Source organism: Xanthomonas graminis pv. graminis, assembly GCF_030168915.1.
In the GTDB taxonomy this organism is placed as follows: domain Bacteria; phylum Pseudomonadota; class Gammaproteobacteria; order Xanthomonadales; family Xanthomonadaceae; genus Xanthomonas_A; species Xanthomonas_A translucens.
Genome location: NZ_CP076255.1, coordinates 2,484,773 through 2,500,641, shown reverse-complemented (window position 1 = coordinate 2,500,641; position 15,869 = coordinate 2,484,773). Strand labels below are relative to the sequence as shown.

The window sequence follows — 15,869 nt, the reverse complement described above, 5'->3', positions numbered from 1 at the left end:
CGATGGACGCGCGGCGCGAGGTCACGCTGGGCATCCTTGCCGGCGGCCGCGCGCAACGCCTGGGCGGCCGCGACAAGGCCTGGCTGCAACAACGCGATGGGACGCCGCTGGTGCAGGGCCTGGCGCAGGCGTTGGCACCGTCGCTCGCGGCGGTGTTGGTCAGCGCCAACCGCGCGCTGCCGCGCTATGCCGCCGCTGGATTGCGCGCGGTGCCCGATCGGGTGCTCGCGCCGCCGGGCGCCGAACGTTCGCTGGGGCCGATGGCCGGCCTGGATGCCTTGGCCGCGGCCTGCGCGACGCCCTGGCTGCTGACCTTGCCGGTGGATCTATGCCGGTTGCCGCCCGCGTTGCTGGTGATGCTGATCGCCGCCAGCGGCGCTGGCGCCGGCGCCTATGCCGAGGACGACGACGGCGTGCAGCCGCTGGTGGCGCTGTACCGGGTCGACGCGCTGCGTCCCGCGCTGGCAACGGCGCTGGCGACCGCGCACTACGCACCGAGCATCCTGCAGCAACAGTTGGCGATGGTCCGCGTACGCCTGCCCGGGGTGACCCTCGGCAACCTCAACACGCCGCAGGACCTGCGCGCAGCGGGTATCCTGCCGGCGCCATGAACGACTATCCCTCCCGCATTGCCTATTCCGAAGCGCTGGCCATCGTCGCCGCCGTTGCCCAGTCGCGCCCGTTGCCGACCGAACGCCTGGCGCTGCCGCGCGCCGACGGGCGCATCCTGCTCGCGCCGCTGGACGCGCCGATCGACCTGCCGCCGTTCGCCAACAGCGCGATGGACGGCTTCGCGCTGCGTCATGCCGATCTGCGTGCCGATGCGCCGACCATGCTGCGCTTGGCCGGCGAGCAGTTCGCCGGCGAGGACTTGCAGCAGGCGATCGGCGTCGGCGAATGCCTGCGCATCACCACCGGCGCGCCGCTGCCGGCGGGTGCCGATACGGTGGTGATCAAGGAAAACGTGGTCGAACGCGACGGCCAGGTGCAGGTGCCGGCCGTGCCGTTCGCCGGCGCGCACGTGCGTGCGCGCGGCGAAGACGTGCGTGCCGGCGAGCGCGTGCTCGAAGCGGGCGTGGCGTTGACGCCGTCGCGAATCGGCCTGGCCGCCGCGCTCGGCGTGGCGCAGGTGGCGGTGGCGGCGCGACCGACCGTGGCGGTGTTCGCCACCGGCGACGAGCTGGTCGAGCCGGGCATGCCGCTCAAGCCCGGGCAGATCTACAACAGCAACCGCGACATGCTGATGGCGCAGTTACGCCTGCTCGGCCTGGAGCCGACCGCGTGGCCGACGCTGCCGGACGATCCGCAGCGGATCGCGAGCATGCTCGGCGATGCGGCCTCGGCGTTCGACGTGGTGCTGACCTGCGGCGGCGTGTCCGCCGGCGAGAAGGACTATCTGCCGCGGCTGCTGGCCGAGCGCGGCCGCATCCATTTCTGGAAGGTGCGCATGCGCCCCGGCATGCCGCTGCTGTTCGGCGAGCTGGACCGCGCCGTGTTCCTGGGCCTGCCCGGCAACCCGGTGTCGGTGCTGGCCACCTTCATGGCGATCGGGCGGCCGCTGCTGGACGCGCTGCAGCAGCGCACCGAGCCGCGCCCGCAATGGCGCGCGCGTCTGGCCTCGGGCTGGGACAAGCGCCACGACCGCCTGGAATTCCTGCGCGGGCGCATGCGCTGCGACGCGCACGGACAGCTGTGGGTGGAGCCGAATCCGGCCGATGGTTCGCACCGCCTGCGCGGCGCCGCCGACAGCGACGTGCTGCTGCGCCTGGACGAGGGCGCGCGCCGTTTCGATGCCGGCGACGTGGTCGAGGTGTTCGCGTATTGAGCCGCGCGCGTGTGGGTTGCTGAGCGAAGGACGCACCACAGGTTTGCGCTGATAATGCTTGCATGAGCATTCGACAACTGACCCCGCAGCAGGCCCGCGCGCGCATCGCCCAGGGCGCGCGGCTGATCGACGTGCGCGAGGAACACGAGCGCGCCACCGGCATGGCCGAGGGCGCGCTCGGCGTGGCCCGCGCGCAGTTGCAGGACGATCCGGTCACGCATGTCGGCGCGGCCGACGCCGAGACGATCCTGATCTGCCAGAGCGGCAAGCGCTCGCACGAGGCGGCGCTGTTCCTGCAGCATGCCGGGTATTGCGCGGTCGCCTCGGTGCTGGGCGGCACCACGCGCTGGCAGCGCGACGGACTGCCGCTGCAGCGGCCGGCACTGGCGCCGGAGCAGCAGGATTTCTTCGAGCGCTATTCGCGCCACCTGCGCCTGCCCGAGGTCGGCATCGACGGCCAGCGCCGCCTGCAGGCGGCGCGCGTCCTGCTGGTCGGCGCCGGCGGTCTGGGTTCGCCGGCAGGGTTCTACCTGGCGGCGGCCGGGGTCGGCCAGCTGCGCATCGCCGACGACGATGTGGTCGATCGCAGCAACCTGCAGCGGCAGATCCTGCATACCGAAGCGCGGATCGGGCAGCCCAAGGTGGCGTCGGCGGCCGCCGCGCTGGCCGCGCTGAATCCGGGCGTGCAGGTCGAGCCGATACGCGAACGGGTAACGTCGGCCAATGTCGAACGCCTGCTGCAGGACGTGGACGTGGTGCTCGACGGCTCGGACAATTTCCCCGCGCGCTACCTGCTCAACGACGCCTGCGTGAAACTCGGCAAGCCGCTGGTGTACGGCGCGGTGCAGCGCTTCGAAGGCCAGGTCAGCGTGTTCGACGCCGGCCGCCGGCGCGGCCAGGCGCCCTGCTACCGCTGCCTGTTCCCGGAGCCGCCGCCGCCGGAGTTCGCGCCCAGTTGCGCCGAGGCCGGCGTGCTCGGCGTGCTGCCCGGCATCGTCGGCCTGCTGCAGGCCAACGAAGTGCTGAAGCTGCTGCTGGAGATCGGCGAGCCGCTGCGCGGGCGCCTGCTGTACTTCGACGCGCTGGCGATGCGCTTCCGCGAAACCCGCCTGGCCGCCGACCCGCAGTGCCCGGTCTGCGCGCCCGGCCTGGCGTTCCCCGGCTACATCGACTACGTCCAGTTCTGCGGCGCCCACACCTGAGCACGGCATCCGGGCTTTTCTGTAGGAGCGGCTTCAGCCGCGACGTGGCTTCACCGGTAAAGCCCGTCGCGGCTGAAGCCGCTCCTACAGGGGAGGGGGCGACCGATTTTGTGGAACGGTGTTTCAGTCCCACCGCGCGGATGGCGAAGCGAACGTTGCAGGCGAAAGCGACATATCGATGGCGCCGCCGCCGCAGTATGCCGTCCCGCACATCGGTGCATGAGACCGGTCCGACCATGTGCGTAGAATCGACGCATGACCAGTGCAGCCGACAGCAGCGAATTGATCAAGGTGGTGGCGCTGCTCGGCGCCGCGGTGGTGGCGGTGCCGGTGTTCCGCCGCCTCGGCCTGGGCTCGGTGCTCGGCTATCTGGCCGCGGGCCTGGCGATCGGGCCGTTCGGACTGGGCTGGTTCGCCGATCCGCAGGCGATCCTGCACGTGGCCGAGCTGGGCGTGGTGATGTTCCTGTTCGTGATCGGGCTGGAAATGCGGCCCTCGCACCTGTGGAGCCTGCGCAAGCAGATCTTCGGCCTGGGCACGCTACAGATCGCGGTCTGCGCGACGGTGCTGACCGGGGTCGGGCTGGCGCTGGGGCTGTCCTTGCCGGTGGCGTTCATCGCCGCGTCCGGCTTCGTGCTCACCTCCACCGCGGTAGTGATGCAATTGCTCGGCGAGCGCGGCGACATCGCCTTGCCGGCGGGGCAGAAGATCGTCGCGATCCTGTTGTTCGAGGACCTGCTGATCGTGCCGCTGCTGGCGGTGGTGGCGTGGATGGCGCCGGTGCCGGTCGCCGCCGATGCGCCCTCGCGCTGGATCGGTATCGGCGTCGGCGCGGCGGCCATCGTCGGCCTGCTGGTGGCCGGGCGCTGGCTGCTGAATCCGCTGTTCCGCCTGCTGGCCGCGGCCAAGGCGCGCGAGGTGATGACCGCCGCCGCGCTGCTGGTGGTGCTGGGCGCGGCCTTGCTGATGCAGCTCGGTGGGCTGTCGATGGCGATGGGCGCGTTCCTGGCCGGGGTGCTGTTGTCCGAATCCACCTTCCGCCACCAGATCGAGGCCGATATCGAGCCGTTCCGCGGCATCCTGCTCGGGCTGTTCTTTCTCGGCGTGGGCATGGCCCTGAACCTGGCGGTGGTGGCGGCTAACTGGACACTGATCCTCAGCGGCGTGCTCGCCTTCATGGCGGCCAAGGCCGCGTGCATCTACCTGGTCGCGCGGCTCACCGGCAGCGGCCACGCGCAGGCGCTGGACCGCGGCGTGCTGATGGCGCAGGGCGGCGAGTTCGCGTTCGTGCTGTTCGCCGCCGCCGGCGCGGCCGGGGTCATCGATGCGCAGGTCAATGCCAACCTCACCGCGATCGTGGTGCTGTCGATGGCGCTGACCCCGCTGTTCGTGCTGCTGTACCGGCGCTGGGCGCCGGTGGAGGCGCCGTCGCTGGATGGCGTGGAGGCGGCCGACGGGCTCACCGGCAGTGTGTTGATCATCGGTTTCGGCCGCTTCGGCCAGGTCGCCAGCCAGTCGCTGCTGGCGCGCGACGTGGACGTGACCATCATCGATAACGACATCGAGATGATCCAGAGCGCGGCCGAGTTCGGCTTCAAGATCTACTACGGCGACGGCACCCGGCTGGACGTGCTGCATGCCTCTGGCGCGCACAGCGTGCGCGCGATCGCGGTGTGCATCGACAACCGCGAGGCGGCCAACCGCATCGTCGAGCTGGCCACGCAGGAATTCCCGCACGCCAAGCTGCTGGTGCGCTCCTACGACCGCGAGCATTCGCTGAAGCTGATCGCCGCCGGGGTGGACTACCAGATCCGCGAGACCTTCGAATCGGCGGTGGAATTCGGCCAGGCCGCGCTGATCGAACTGGGCATGGCCGAGGACGAGGCTGCGAGCATCGCTCGCGCGATCCGCCGTCGCGATGCCGAGCGCTTTGAGCTGGAGATCGCTGCCGGCGACGTGCGTGCCGGTAGCGGGCTGATGTACGGCAATATCGCCCCGACGGTACCCAAGCCGACCCCGTTCACCCCGCCGCGGCGCGAGAGCCGCACGCTCAATCCCGAAGCGGTGCCGGTGGACGAGCGCCGGAACGACTGAGGCACCGCCCACCTGTAGGAGCGGCTTCAGCCGCGACCCGATCTCTCCGGAAACGTTCCTGTCGCGGCTGAAGCCGCTCCTACAGTGTCTGCGGTTCAGCGCAAAAACGCCTGCAAGGCCTGCGCATAGCGCGGGTCGGCGCTGATGTCGTCGTGGCCTGCGCGCGGCATCGCGACCACGGTGGGCGTCTGCGCCAGGGAGTCGAGCAGGCGCTGGGTGCTCGCCGCCGGCACCACCTGATCGCGGCCGGCCCGCAACACCAGCAACGGGCCACGATAGGTGCGCAGCGCGCTGGCCTAGTCGTAGCGGTCGCGCAGCAGCCAGCGCACCGGTGCCCACGGATAATGCGCCTGGGCGGCCGCGGCCAGGCTGTCGAACGGGGTGACCAGCACCAGCCGCGCCAGCGGCCGCCGCGCCGCCAGCTGGCTGGCGACGCCGCTGCCCAGGCTGCGCCCGAGCACCACGATCTCGGCCTGCGGTTGCGCGGCGCGCACATGGTCGTACAGCGCCAGCGCATCGCCGATCAGCGCCGCTTCGTTCGGCGTGCCGTCGCTGGCGCCGTAGCCGCGGTAGGCCAGCAGGTACACGCTGTAGTCGGGCAGCAGCGGCGCCAGTTGCGCGCGCGCCTGGCGCAGGTCCTCGGCGTTGCCGCCGAAGTACAGCAACACCTTGTCGCGGCCGGGATTGAGCTGCCAGCCGCGCAGGCGCAACGCCGGGCTGCGCTGCAGGGTGAAATCGGTCTGCGCCGCCGCCACGCGGGTCGCCTGCGGGAAATACAGCAGGTCGCGCTGGCCCAGGTAGAGCAGGGCGCAGACCACCAGGTAGGCGACGGCCGCGATCGCCGCCACGATGCCCAGGTGACGCAGCATCTATGAGTGCCGGCGTTGTGCGTCGGCGAAGGCCGCCAGTTGTTCCGGCGTGGCTTCGGCCTGGAACTGCGCCTTCCAGTCGGCGAACGGCATGCCGTAGACGCGTTCGCGCGCCTGTTCCTTGCTCATCATCTCGCCTTCGGCGGCCGCGGCCTCGCGGTACCAGTCGGCCAGGCAGTTGCGGCAGAAGCCGGCCAGGATCATCAGATCGATGTTCTGCACGTCGCTGCGCTCCTGGTTGAGGTGCTGCAGCAGCCGCCGGAACGCGGCGGCCTCGATGCGGGTGGTGTCGGTCATGGCGGAATCGGGGACAATGGGGGTCCCCAAACTCTACACCCGCTCGCCTCGATGACCGATTCCGCGCCCGTCTCCTCCGTTCCGGCCCGCATCCTCGACGGGCGGCGCATCGCCGACGAACTGCTCGACCAGCTCAAGCTGCGGGTCGATGCGCGGCTGGCGGCCGGACAGCCGCGGCCGGGCCTGGCGGTGGTGCTGGTCGGCGGCGATCCGGCGTCCGCCGTCTACGTGCGCAACAAGCGCCGCGCCGCGCAAAAGGTCGGCATCGAGGCGTTCGACTACGACCTGCCGGCCGGGACCGGCGAAGCCGAGCTGCTGGCGCTGATCGACCGCCTCAATGCTGATCCCAAGATCCACGGCATCCTGGTGCAGCTGCCGCTGCCGGGCATTCCCGACGCCAGCCGGCTGATCCACCGCATCGACCCGCGCAAGGACGTGGACGGTTTCCATCCGGAGAACGTCGGCCACCTGGCGTTGCGCGAATTCGGCCTGCGCCCGTGCACGCCGCGCGGCATCGTCACCTTGCTGGGGCATACCGACCAGCCGGTGCGCGGCCGCAACGCCACCATCGTCGGGGTCAGCAACCACGTCGGCCGGCCGATGGCGCTGGAACTGCTGATCGCCGGCTGCACGGTGAGCTGCTGCCACAAGTTCACCCCGCCGGAGGTGCTGCAGGCCCGCGTGCGCGATGCCGACATCCTGGTGGTGGCGGTGGGCCGTCCCGGCCTGATCCCGGGCGAGTGGGTCAAGCCCGGCGCGGTGGTGATCGACGTGGGCATCAACCGCCTCGACGACGGCCGCCTGGTCGGCGACGTCGGCTTCGACGCGGCCGCGCAGCGCGCCAGCTGGATCACCCCGGTGCCGGGCGGGGTCGGGCCGATGACGGTGGCCACGCTGATGCAGAACACGATCGAGGCGGCGGATGGGGCTGGTGTTGCCGGGACCGGGGACCGGGGACCGGGGACCCGGTAGAAGCTAAGGGCCGAGCCGAAGCACCGGCGGCCGATACATGTTGCTTTACCAAGAAACGTTCTTCGGGTCCCCGGTCCCCGGTCCCGGCTTCTCCTCCCATAGCCTCAGCCCCCCATTTCCGGTTAAAATGCCGCGCTTCCCCACATTCGGGTCCGCCGATGCTGCGCATCCAGGCTGAAGCTCTTACCTACGACGACGTTTCGCTCGTCCCCGCTCATTCGATCGTCCTGCCGAAGGACGTCAGCCTGGAAACCCGGCTGACCCGCAACCTGCGCCTGAAATTGCCGATCCTGTCGGCGGCGATGGACACGGTGACCGAACACCGCCTCGCGGTGGCCATGGCCCAGCTCGGCGGCATCGGCATCATCCACAAGAACCTGACCCCGGCGCAGCAAGCGGCGGAAGTGGCCAAGGTCAAGAAGTTCGAGGCCGGGGTGATCACCGAGCCGTTCACCGTCGGTCCGGAAACCACCATCGGCGAAGTGCTGAAACTGACCCGCGCGCGCAACATCTCCGGCGTGCCGGTGGTCGATGGCAGCGAGCTGGTCGGCATCGTCACCAGCCGCGACATGCGCTTCGAGAAGAAGCTCGACGATCCGGTCCGCCACATCATGACCAAGAAGGATCGCCTGATCACCGTGCGCGAAGGCGCCAGCGACGAGGAAGTGCTGCAGCTGCTGCATCGCAACCGCATCGAGAAGATCCTGGTGGTCAACGACAGCTTCGAGCTGCGCGGCCTGATCACGGTCAAGGACATCCAGAAGAAGACCGACAACCCCAACGCCGCCAAGGACGCGTCCACGCGCCTGCTGGTCGGCGCGGCGGTCGGCGTCGGCGGCGATACCGAGCAGCGCATCGAACTGCTGGCCGCGGCGGGCGTGGACGTGGTCATCGTCGATACCGCGCACGGCCACTCGCAGGGCGTGATCGACCGCGTGGCCTGGGTCAAGAAGACCTATCCGCAGCTGCAGGTGATCGGCGGCAACATCGTCACCGGCGATGCCGCGCTGGCCTTGATGGACGCCGGCGCCGACGCGGTCAAGGTGGGCGTGGGTCCGGGCTCGATCTGCACCACGCGCGTGGTCGCCGGTGTCGGCGTGCCGCAGATCACGGCGGTGGACATGGTCGCCGAGGCGCTGCAGGACCGCATCCCGCTGATCGCCGACGGCGGCATCCGCTACTCCGGCGACATCGGCAAGGCGCTGGTCGCCGGCGCCTCCACGGTGATGGTCGGCGGCCTGTTCGCCGGCACCGAGGAAGCCCCGGGCGAGGTCGAGCTGTTCCAGGGCCGCAGCTACAAGAGCTACCGCGGCATGGGCAGCCTGGGCGCGATGGAGAAGGGCAGCAAGGACCGATATTTCCAGGACGCGTCCGACGCCGACAAGCTGGTGCCGGAAGGCATCGAAGGCCGCGTGCCGTACCGCGGCCCGCTCAGCGGCATCATCCACCAGTTGGTCGGCGGCCTGCGCGCCACGATGGGCTACGTGGGCTGCGCGACCATTGAGGACATGCGCACCAAGCCCAGCTTCGTCACCATCACCGGTGCCGGCCAGCGCGAGAGCCATGTGCACGACGTGCAGATCACCAAGGAACCGCCGAACTACCGCATGGGGTAAGCGCCGGGACTCGGGACTCGGGACTCGGGACTCGGCACAGCAGTTGGACGGCGACGGACGGAGCGATTCCTCCTCGCCGTTTCTTCATCGTCGATCGCTACCGGATCGCGGGATCCCGAGTCCCGAGTCCCGAGTCCCGAGTCCCGATGTCAAACATCCACAGCGACAAGATCCTCATCCTCGATTTCGGCGCGCAGTACACGCAGCTGATCGCACGCCGCATCCGCGAGTTGGGGGTCTACTGCGAGATCTGGGCCTGGGACCACGATCCGGCGCAGATCGCCGGCTTCGGCGCCAAGGGCATCATCCTGTCCGGCGGCCCCGAATCGACCACGCTGCCGGGCGCACCTGTCGCGCCGCCGCAAGTGTTCGACAGCGGGCTGCCGGTGTTCGGCATCTGCTACGGCATGCAGACCCTGGCCGCGCAGCTGGGCGGTGCCACCGAGGCCGCCGATCAACGCGAGTTCGGCCATGCCGAAGTGGACGTGGTCGCGCCCGACGCGCTGTTCTCCGGCCTCAGCGACCACCCCGGCGCCGCGCGCCTGAACGTGTGGATGAGCCACGGCGACCACGTCTCCAAGGTGCCGCCGGGCTTCACCATCACCGCGGTGACCGAGCGCATCCCGGTCGCGGCGATGGCCAACGAAGCCAAGCGCTGGTACGGCGTGCAGTTCCATCCGGAAGTCACCCACACGCTGCAGGGCCAGACCCTGCTGCGCCGCTTCGTGGTCGACGTCTGCGGTTGCGAGACCCTGTGGACCGCGGCCAACATCATCGACGACCAGATCGCGCGCGTGCGCGCCCAGGTCGGCGACGACGAGGTGATCCTGGGCCTGTCCGGCGGCGTCGATTCGTCGGTGGTCGCCGCGCTGCTGCACAAGGCGATCGGCGACAAGCTGACCTGCGTGTTCGTCGATACCGGCCTGCTGCGCTGGCAGGAAGGCGACCAGGTGATGGCGATGTTCGCCGAGCACATGGGCGTCAAGGTGATCCGGGTCAATGCCGCCGACCGCTATTTCGACGCCTTGGCCGGCGTTAGCGATCCGGAAGCCAAGCGCAAGATCATCGGCAACCTGTTCGTGGAGATCTTCGACGAAGAGTCGAACAAGCTGGCCAATGCCAAGTGGCTGGCGCAGGGTACGATCTATCCGGACGTGATCGAGTCGGCCGGCAGCAAGACCGGCAAGGCGCACGTGATCAAGAGCCACCATAACGTCGGCGGCCTGCCCGAGCACATGAAACTGGGCCTGGTCGAGCCGTTGCGCGAGCTGTTCAAGGACGAAGTGCGGCGCCTGGGCGTGGAGCTCGGCCTGCCGCGCACGATGGTCTACCGCCATCCCTTCCCCGGTCCCGGCCTGGGCGTGCGCATCCTCGGCGAAGTGAAGCGCGAGTACGCCGAGCTGCTGGCCAAGGCCGATGCGATCTTCATCGAGGAGCTGCGCAAGGCCGACCTGTACGACACCACCAGCCAGGCGTTCGCGGTGTTCCTGCCGGTCAAGTCGGTGGGCGTGGTCGGCGACGCGCGCGCCTACGAATGGGTAATCGCGCTGCGCGCGGTGGAAACCATCGACTTCATGACCGCGCACTGGGCGCACCTGCCGTACGACTTCCTCGGCACCGTCTCCAACCGCATCATCAACGAACTGCGCGGCGTCTCGCGCGTGGTCTACGACATCTCCGGCAAGCCGCCGGCGACGATCGAGTGGGAGTGACCCAGTTGCCTGCGGCCGGTCGTTACTGGCGGCCGATCGCGGTCTGAGCGTCGTTGCGGGAATCGTGCAGATGTCGAAGACAGGCGCGAGCGCATGCGCCGACTGGACCGACCCTGCTGTTTGCTGGCGATCGCGGTCCGCGGCCAGGCGGCCGAGGGAAACCGAAGACGCGGCAGCTGCCGCACCGCGTTGAGAATTCCACTGGCGCGGACTGTGCCGATCGCATGCGCGCATAGCGTACGGATGCAGTTGCAAGCTTCGGTTGATCGTCCGGCCACATGGCGTACACTTTTTCGCAAAGCGAACGCCATGTGCCCGTGATGGGCGAAAAGGGAGTGTCATAATGCGGATCGGGCGACACAGGTTGCTGGCGGCGGCGTTGCTGAGCTTCGGGCTTTGGGTATCCGTTCCGTCAGCGTTCGCTGCTGCGATGCAGGCCGCTGCTGCCGCGCAGACCGGCCTGGATGCGCGCGGACATCTGCGCGCTGTGGCGGCAGCAAGCGGCGAGTCGTTCGCGTACACGCGGCTGCAAGAAGGCGTCCAGGTCCGCATCGGCCAGATCGTCAAGAACGTGATCTTCTACGGGCCGCAGACCGTTCGCGTGAATGCGAACCTGGGTGAGAATTACTGGACCGCCGCCAGCCTCGCGGTGACCGGCAAGCCGCAACGGGTCGCCTTCACCACCAGCGAGACCACCGACACGCTGACGCTCGAAAGCGCCAGGTTGCGCGTGGAAATCAGCAAGAAGACCGGTGCGCTGCGTTTCTTCGACGCGGCAGGCAAGCTCTATACGGAAGAAAACCGCGACGCGCCGCAGACCTTGAAGAAGCTCGTGGTGTCGGGCGCGCCGACGTTCGAGGCGGCCAACCGCTTTAGCTTGCGCCCGGACGAGGCGATCTACGGTCTGGGCTTCCTCGGCGAGGAGAGCAGCAATCGGCGCGGCAAGGAACTGCTGCTGGTGCAGACCAACGTGGGCATCGTCATCCCCGTGCTGATGTCCTCGCGCCGCTACGGGATCCTGTGGGATACCTATTCGCAAATGCGCTTCAAGGACGATGCGAACGGCGCATCGATGTGGGCCGAAAGCGCCCCCGGTGGCGTCGATTACTACTTCATGGGCGGCGACACCCCGGATGCGGTGGTCGCGGCCTACCGGGCGCTGACCGGCCAGGCGCCGATGTATCCCAAGCAGGCGTTCGGCCTGTTCATGAGCAAGGAACGCTACAAGACCCAGGAGCAACTGCTCGACGTCGCCCGCAGCTTCCGCAACGACGGATTCCCGCTCGACTACATCGTGCAGGACTGGCAGTACTGGGGATCGGACAAGGACGGCAGCTGGAGCGGCATGGCCTGGGATCCGGTCCGCTATCCCGATCCTGCCGGCATGGCGCGCCAGGTGCACGACCTGCATATGAAGCTGATGGTGTCGATCTGGCCCTCCGTCGGCGACGATACTGCGCTCGCCCACGAGCTGGACCAGCACAACCTGCGTTTCGCGCCGTTGCACTGGATCTCCAAGCACGCGCGCGTCTACGACGCCTACAGTCCGCTGGGGCAGCAGATCTACTTCAAGCACCTCAAGTCGGGCCTGCTCGACAAGGGCGTCGATGCGCTGTGGATGGACGGCACCGAGATCGAAGTCAGCAGCGCCATGTGGAATGCGCAGGACAATATCCGCGACACCAAGGCGCTGGGCGCCAACGCCCTGGGCGACTTCACCCGTTACCTCAATCCCTATTCGCTGCTCACCACGCAGGGCACGTACGACGGCCAGCGCGCCACCAGCGACAAGCGCGTGTTCACGCTGACCCGCTCGGCGTGGGCGGGCGCGCAGCGCACCGCGGCGGCGTCCTGGAGCGGCGACATCTACGCCAGTTGGAAAACCTTGAAACAGCAGGTCGCCGACGGGGTGAATGTCACGGTAACCGGCAACCCGTATTGGACGCAGGATACGGGCGGCTTCTTCGTCGCCGATTTCCCCGGTGGCGAGAACAATCCGGCGTGGCGCGAGCTCTATGCGCGTTGGCTGCAGTTCTCCGCGTTCAATCCGATCATGCGCATCCACGGCACCAACGTCGAGCGCGAGCCCTACCGGTTCAAGTCGACCGACCCGGCGGTCTATGCCTCGCTGCTCAAGAGCACCCAACTGCGCTATCGCCTGCTGCCGTATCTCTACAGCCTCAGCTGGAAGGTGACCTCCGACGGCTACACGCTGATGCGGCCGCTGATGATGGATTTCCCCGACGACCGCGCCACCGACAGCATCGACGATACCTTCATGCTCGGTAACGCTTTTCTCGTGCATCCGGTGACGCGACCGATGTACCACATCGAGCCGCCGCCGGCGACGACCATCCCGGGCGCGGTGCTGCGCACGCCGGACGGGAAGCCGGGCCTGGCGGGTCAGTATTTCGAAGGCGAGAATTTCGACACGCCCAAGAGCCGCTTCGTCGATCCGAAGGTGGACCACACCTGGCCGGATCCGCCGCTCGCCGAGGTGCCGGCCGGCCTTTCCGGGCTGACCCACTTCTCGGCACGCTGGCAGGGCAGCCTGACCGCGCCGGAAGCGGGCGAGTACGAGATCGGGGTCGAAGCCGACGACGGCTTCCGGCTGATGCTCGACGGCAAGACCGTCGTGCAGGATTGGGACACCGGCGCCGCGCGCTACAAGGCAACGACGGTCGCGCTGCGCAAGGGCCAGGTGGTCAAGCTCGGACTCGAGTATTACCAGGGCGATGCCGAGCGCGTGCTGCGCCTGGCGTGGAGAACGCCGAGCGAGCGGCAGGCGCTCGCCGCCCCGCGCGCCGCCATGGACGACAACATGGAGACCTATCTGCCCAAGGCTGTGGGCTGGTACGACTTCTGGACCAACCAACGCTTCGATGGCGGCCGCCGCGTCGCCCGGCGCACGCCGCTGGATCTGCTGCCGCTCTACGTCCGGGCCGGGTCGATCGTGCCGATGGGACCGCATGTGCAATACGCCACGCAAGACCCGGATGCGCCGTACGAGGTCCGCATCTATCCGGGCGCGAACGCGCGCTTCACCCTGTATGAGGACGACAACGAGACCTATGCCTATGAAAAGGGTGCCCATGCCACCTACGAACTGGTCTGGAACGATGCGGCCAGAACCCTGAGCATCGGCCCGCGGCGGGGCGGCTTTCCCGGCATGATCGCGCAGCGCGAGCTCGACGTTGTGCTGGTGGACGGCGCCGCCAACGGCGGCTTGGAACCGGCGCCGGTCACCAAGCGCATTTCATATACCGGCAAACCTGTCACCGTCCGGTTCTGAAATCCCCGTTCATTGTTGTCCGCAGGAGTGCAGCCTTGTCGAAGCCTGCCATTTTCGCCGCACTGGTCCTCGCCGTCGGCCTGCCGCTCGCTGCGGCGCGCGCCGACAATCCCATCGTGCAGACGCGGTTCACGGCGGACCCGGCGCCGCTGGTCCACGACGGCGTCCTGTATCTCTACACCAGCCATGACGAGGACGATGCCGCCGGCTTCAAGATGCTCGACTGGCGGCTGTACCGTTCCACCGACCTGGTCAACTGGACCGACCGCGGCGTGGTCGCCTCGCTCAAGACCTTTCCCTGGGCGGTGCAGAGCAACGACGCCTGGGCGCCGCAGGTGGTGGCGCGCGGCGGCAGGTTCTATCTCTATGTGCCGATCAGCGTGGCCGGTTCGCCCAAGAACGTCATCGCGGTCGCCGTGGCCGACACGCCCGACGGGCCATTCCGCGATGCGCTGGGCAAGCCGCTGATCGCGCCGGCCGAGGGCTTCTTCGACCCGACCGTGTGGATCGACGACGACGGCCAAGCGTACCTGTACTGGGGCAACCCGGACCTGTGGTACGTCAGGCTCAACCCCGACATGGTGTCCTATTCCGGCCCGATCACCAAAGTGGAAAGCAAGCCGGCGGACTATCAGGAGGGGCCGTGGTTCTACAAGCGCGGCGGCCGTTACTACATGGCCTACGCATCGACCTGTTGCCCGGAAGGGATCGGCTATGCGATGAGCGACGGTCCGACTGGCCCGTGGGTGCACAAGGGCAAGATCATGGACCCGAACCAGGGCTCCACCGGCAACCATCCCGGCATCGTCGATTACAAGGGCGGCTCCTATCTGTTCGGCTTCAACTACTGGCTGAACTTCGAAATGACGCCGATCCATCGCGAGCGCCGCTCGGTCACCGTCACCAGGTTCCAGTACCGGCCCGATGGCACCATTCCCAAGCAACCGTGGTGGGACCGCAAAGGGGTGGCGCAGCTCGGCACCGTCGATCCGTATACGCGTGTGGAGGCCGAGACGTTCGCGTGGACGTCGCGGATCAAGCGCGACCGCGACCGGCCGTACGACTGGGCGCCGGGCGTGGACACCGCCGGCGACGCGCGTACCGGTATGTACGTCACGCGCATCGCCGACCGCAGCTACATCAAGGTCGCCGGCGTCGACTTCGGCACGCCGGGCGCCAAGCGCTTTATCGCCAGCGTGGCCAACGCGGTGGCGCCATCGTCGATCGAACTGCGGCTCGACGGCGTGGACGGTCCGCTGATCGGCACGCTGCAGGTCGGCGCCAGCGGTGCCGCGGGGCGGTGGCAGGAACGCACGGCGTCGGTGTCCGGCGCTGCCGGCACGCACGATCTGTACATGCTGTTCAAAGGCGGCGCGGAGCCGTCGCTGTTCGATTTCGACGATTGGCGTTTCGCGCGTTGAAGTCTCGCCTACGGCGGCACCGGCGTTGGACGGTCCTCGGTAGTCCGGTCTGGAAGGACGGTGCGCTGGTCGGCTACACGCGAGGCGATGCCACCTACGATCTGGTCCGGAACGATGCGGCCAGGACGCTGCCCATCGGCCCGCGACGCGGCGGCTTTCCTGGCACGATCCGGCAGCGCGAACTTGTGCTCGTGCACGGCGATACCCATGGCGGTATGGAGCCCGCGCCCGTCACCAGGTGGATTTCCCATGCCGGTACAGCGGCCGCGATCCGGTTCTGAAGCTGCCCGTCGTTGCCGTACGATTGCAGCCAGGCCAGTCGGCAATGCCCGGCCAGGCGGTCGCGTCGAGTTTCTCCAATCACATGCCGCCGCAGGGGCCGCACGCAGATCGCTCGGCGCAGCGCGCGTTCGCCGATAGCGCCAAGACGTTCTTGGCGCTTCGACGGTAGTGCGGCCGCCTTTCCGGCACTGCTGCGACAGTGACAATCCGCCGCTGGCAGGGCGCGACCGCTCTACACAAGACCATCACTTTGCCGAACGTAGGGTGATTGGAGTGTGCGATTCGTG

13 protein-coding genes are annotated in these 15,869 nt (G+C 68.6%); 9 read left to right on the top strand and 4 right to left on the bottom strand.

Annotation, left to right across the window (positions count from 1 at the left end):
- Positions 1-2 precede the first annotated feature (2 nt).
- The 4 genes from mobA to KHF85_RS10765 all read left to right on the top strand — a co-directional run bounded on the left by mobA (position 3) and on the right by KHF85_RS10765 (position 5,121).
- A complete protein-coding gene (gene mobA, locus KHF85_RS10780; protein WP_284566691.1) occupies positions 3-611 on the top strand; it encodes a molybdenum cofactor guanylyltransferase in 609 nt (202 codons plus the stop codon).
- Positions 608-1,825: a molybdopterin molybdotransferase MoeA gene (locus KHF85_RS10775; RefSeq protein ID WP_284566690.1), complete on the top strand. Its 1,218-nt coding sequence runs from the start codon at positions 608-610 to the stop codon at positions 1,823-1,825. Before mobA ends, KHF85_RS10775 begins: the two co-directional genes overlap by 4 nt.
- Before the next feature lie 62 nt (positions 1,826-1,887).
- Complete coding sequence (gene moeB, locus KHF85_RS10770; RefSeq protein ID WP_284566689.1) at positions 1,888-3,027, top strand: molybdopterin-synthase adenylyltransferase MoeB; 1,140 nt, start codon at positions 1,888-1,890, stop codon at positions 3,025-3,027.
- Positions 3,028-3,282: 255 nt separating this feature from the next.
- Positions 3,283-5,121, top strand: coding sequence for a monovalent cation:proton antiporter-2 (CPA2) family protein (locus tag KHF85_RS10765; protein WP_284566688.1), 1,839 nt, complete (start codon positions 3,283-3,285; stop codon positions 5,119-5,121).
- Between the two features lie 95 nt (positions 5,122-5,216).
- Here KHF85_RS10765 and KHF85_RS10760 read toward each other — a convergent pair whose 3' ends face one another.
- The 3 genes from KHF85_RS10760 to KHF85_RS10750 are packed head-to-tail and all read right to left on the bottom strand — an operon-like array spanning position 5,217 to position 6,287.
- Positions 5,217-5,387, bottom strand: coding sequence for an alpha/beta fold hydrolase (locus tag KHF85_RS10760; protein ID WP_284566687.1), 171 nt, complete (start codon positions 5,385-5,387; stop codon positions 5,217-5,219).
- Between the two features lie 30 nt (positions 5,388-5,417).
- Positions 5,418-5,990, bottom strand: coding sequence for an alpha/beta hydrolase (locus tag KHF85_RS10755; protein WP_284566686.1), 573 nt, complete (start codon positions 5,988-5,990; stop codon positions 5,418-5,420).
- The gene (locus KHF85_RS10750) at positions 5,991-6,287 is read right to left on the bottom strand and encodes a DUF1244 domain-containing protein (protein WP_284566685.1); all 297 of its coding nucleotides are present in this window, start codon (positions 6,285-6,287) and stop codon (positions 5,991-5,993) included. It lies immediately after the preceding gene.
- 51 nt (positions 6,288-6,338) lie between these two features.
- On the opposite strand from KHF85_RS10750, the gene folD reads away from it, so the two are divergent.
- From folD to KHF85_RS10725, 5 genes are all read left to right on the top strand, one after another.
- Entirely contained in the window at positions 6,339-7,259 is a 921-nt protein-coding gene (folD, locus tag KHF85_RS10745; RefSeq protein WP_284566684.1) for a bifunctional methylenetetrahydrofolate dehydrogenase/methenyltetrahydrofolate cyclohydrolase FolD, read from the top strand.
- Positions 7,260-7,417: 158 nt separating this feature from the next.
- On the top strand, positions 7,418-8,875 hold the full coding sequence (gene guaB / locus KHF85_RS10740) for an IMP dehydrogenase (RefSeq protein ID WP_284566683.1): 1,458 nt from the start codon (positions 7,418-7,420) through the stop codon (positions 8,873-8,875).
- Between the two features lie 146 nt (positions 8,876-9,021).
- Positions 9,022-10,587 carry a glutamine-hydrolyzing GMP synthase gene (gene guaA, locus KHF85_RS10735; protein ID WP_284566682.1) on the top strand — a complete coding sequence of 522 codons (1,566 nt, stop codon included), beginning with the start codon at positions 9,022-9,024 and terminating at the stop codon, positions 10,585-10,587.
- A 430-nt stretch (positions 10,588-11,017) separates the two neighbouring features.
- Complete coding sequence (locus tag KHF85_RS10730; protein WP_284566681.1) at positions 11,018-13,879, top strand: glycoside hydrolase family 31 protein; 2,862 nt, start codon at positions 11,018-11,020, stop codon at positions 13,877-13,879.
- Positions 13,880-13,914: 35 nt separating this feature from the next.
- Positions 13,915-15,300, top strand: a complete 1,386-nt coding sequence (locus KHF85_RS10725; RefSeq protein WP_284566680.1) for a glycoside hydrolase family 43 protein — start codon at positions 13,915-13,917, stop codon at positions 15,298-15,300.
- Between the two features lie 8 nt (positions 15,301-15,308).
- Here the strand turns inward: KHF85_RS10725 and KHF85_RS10720 are convergent, their stop codons facing one another.
- Entirely contained in the window at positions 15,309-15,509 is a 201-nt protein-coding gene (locus KHF85_RS10720; RefSeq protein WP_284566679.1) for a hypothetical protein, read from the bottom strand.
- Between the last annotated feature and the right edge of the window lie 360 nt (positions 15,510-15,869).

Bases quoted from the DNA above. Each gene is read 5' to 3' on its own strand.
- guaB (WP_284566683.1), top strand. From the start codon at position 7,418: ATGCTGCGCATCCAGGCTGAAGCTCTTACCTACGACGACGTTTCGCTC.
- mobA (WP_284566691.1), top strand. From the start codon at position 3: ATGGACGCGCGGCGCGAGGTCACGCTGGGCATCCTTGCCGGCGGCCGC.
- KHF85_RS10755 (WP_284566686.1), bottom strand. From the start codon at position 5,990: ATGCTGCGTCACCTGGGCATCGTGGCGGCGATCGCGGCCGTCGCCTAC.
- KHF85_RS10730 (WP_284566681.1), top strand. From the start codon at position 11,018: ATGCAGGCCGCTGCTGCCGCGCAGACCGGCCTGGATGCGCGCGGACAT.
- folD (WP_284566684.1), top strand. From the start codon at position 6,339: ATGACCGATTCCGCGCCCGTCTCCTCCGTTCCGGCCCGCATCCTCGAC.
- moeB (WP_284566689.1), top strand. From the start codon at position 1,888: ATGAGCATTCGACAACTGACCCCGCAGCAGGCCCGCGCGCGCATCGCC.
- KHF85_RS10720 (WP_284566679.1), bottom strand. From the start codon at position 15,509: ATGGGTATCGCCGTGCACGAGCACAAGTTCGCGCTGCCGGATCGTGCC.
- KHF85_RS10765 (WP_284566688.1), top strand. From the start codon at position 3,283: ATGACCAGTGCAGCCGACAGCAGCGAATTGATCAAGGTGGTGGCGCTG.
- KHF85_RS10775 (WP_284566690.1), top strand. From the start codon at position 608: ATGAACGACTATCCCTCCCGCATTGCCTATTCCGAAGCGCTGGCCATC.
- guaA (WP_284566682.1), top strand. From the start codon at position 9,022: ATGTCAAACATCCACAGCGACAAGATCCTCATCCTCGATTTCGGCGCG.
- KHF85_RS10750 (WP_284566685.1), bottom strand. From the start codon at position 6,287: ATGACCGACACCACCCGCATCGAGGCCGCCGCGTTCCGGCGGCTGCTG.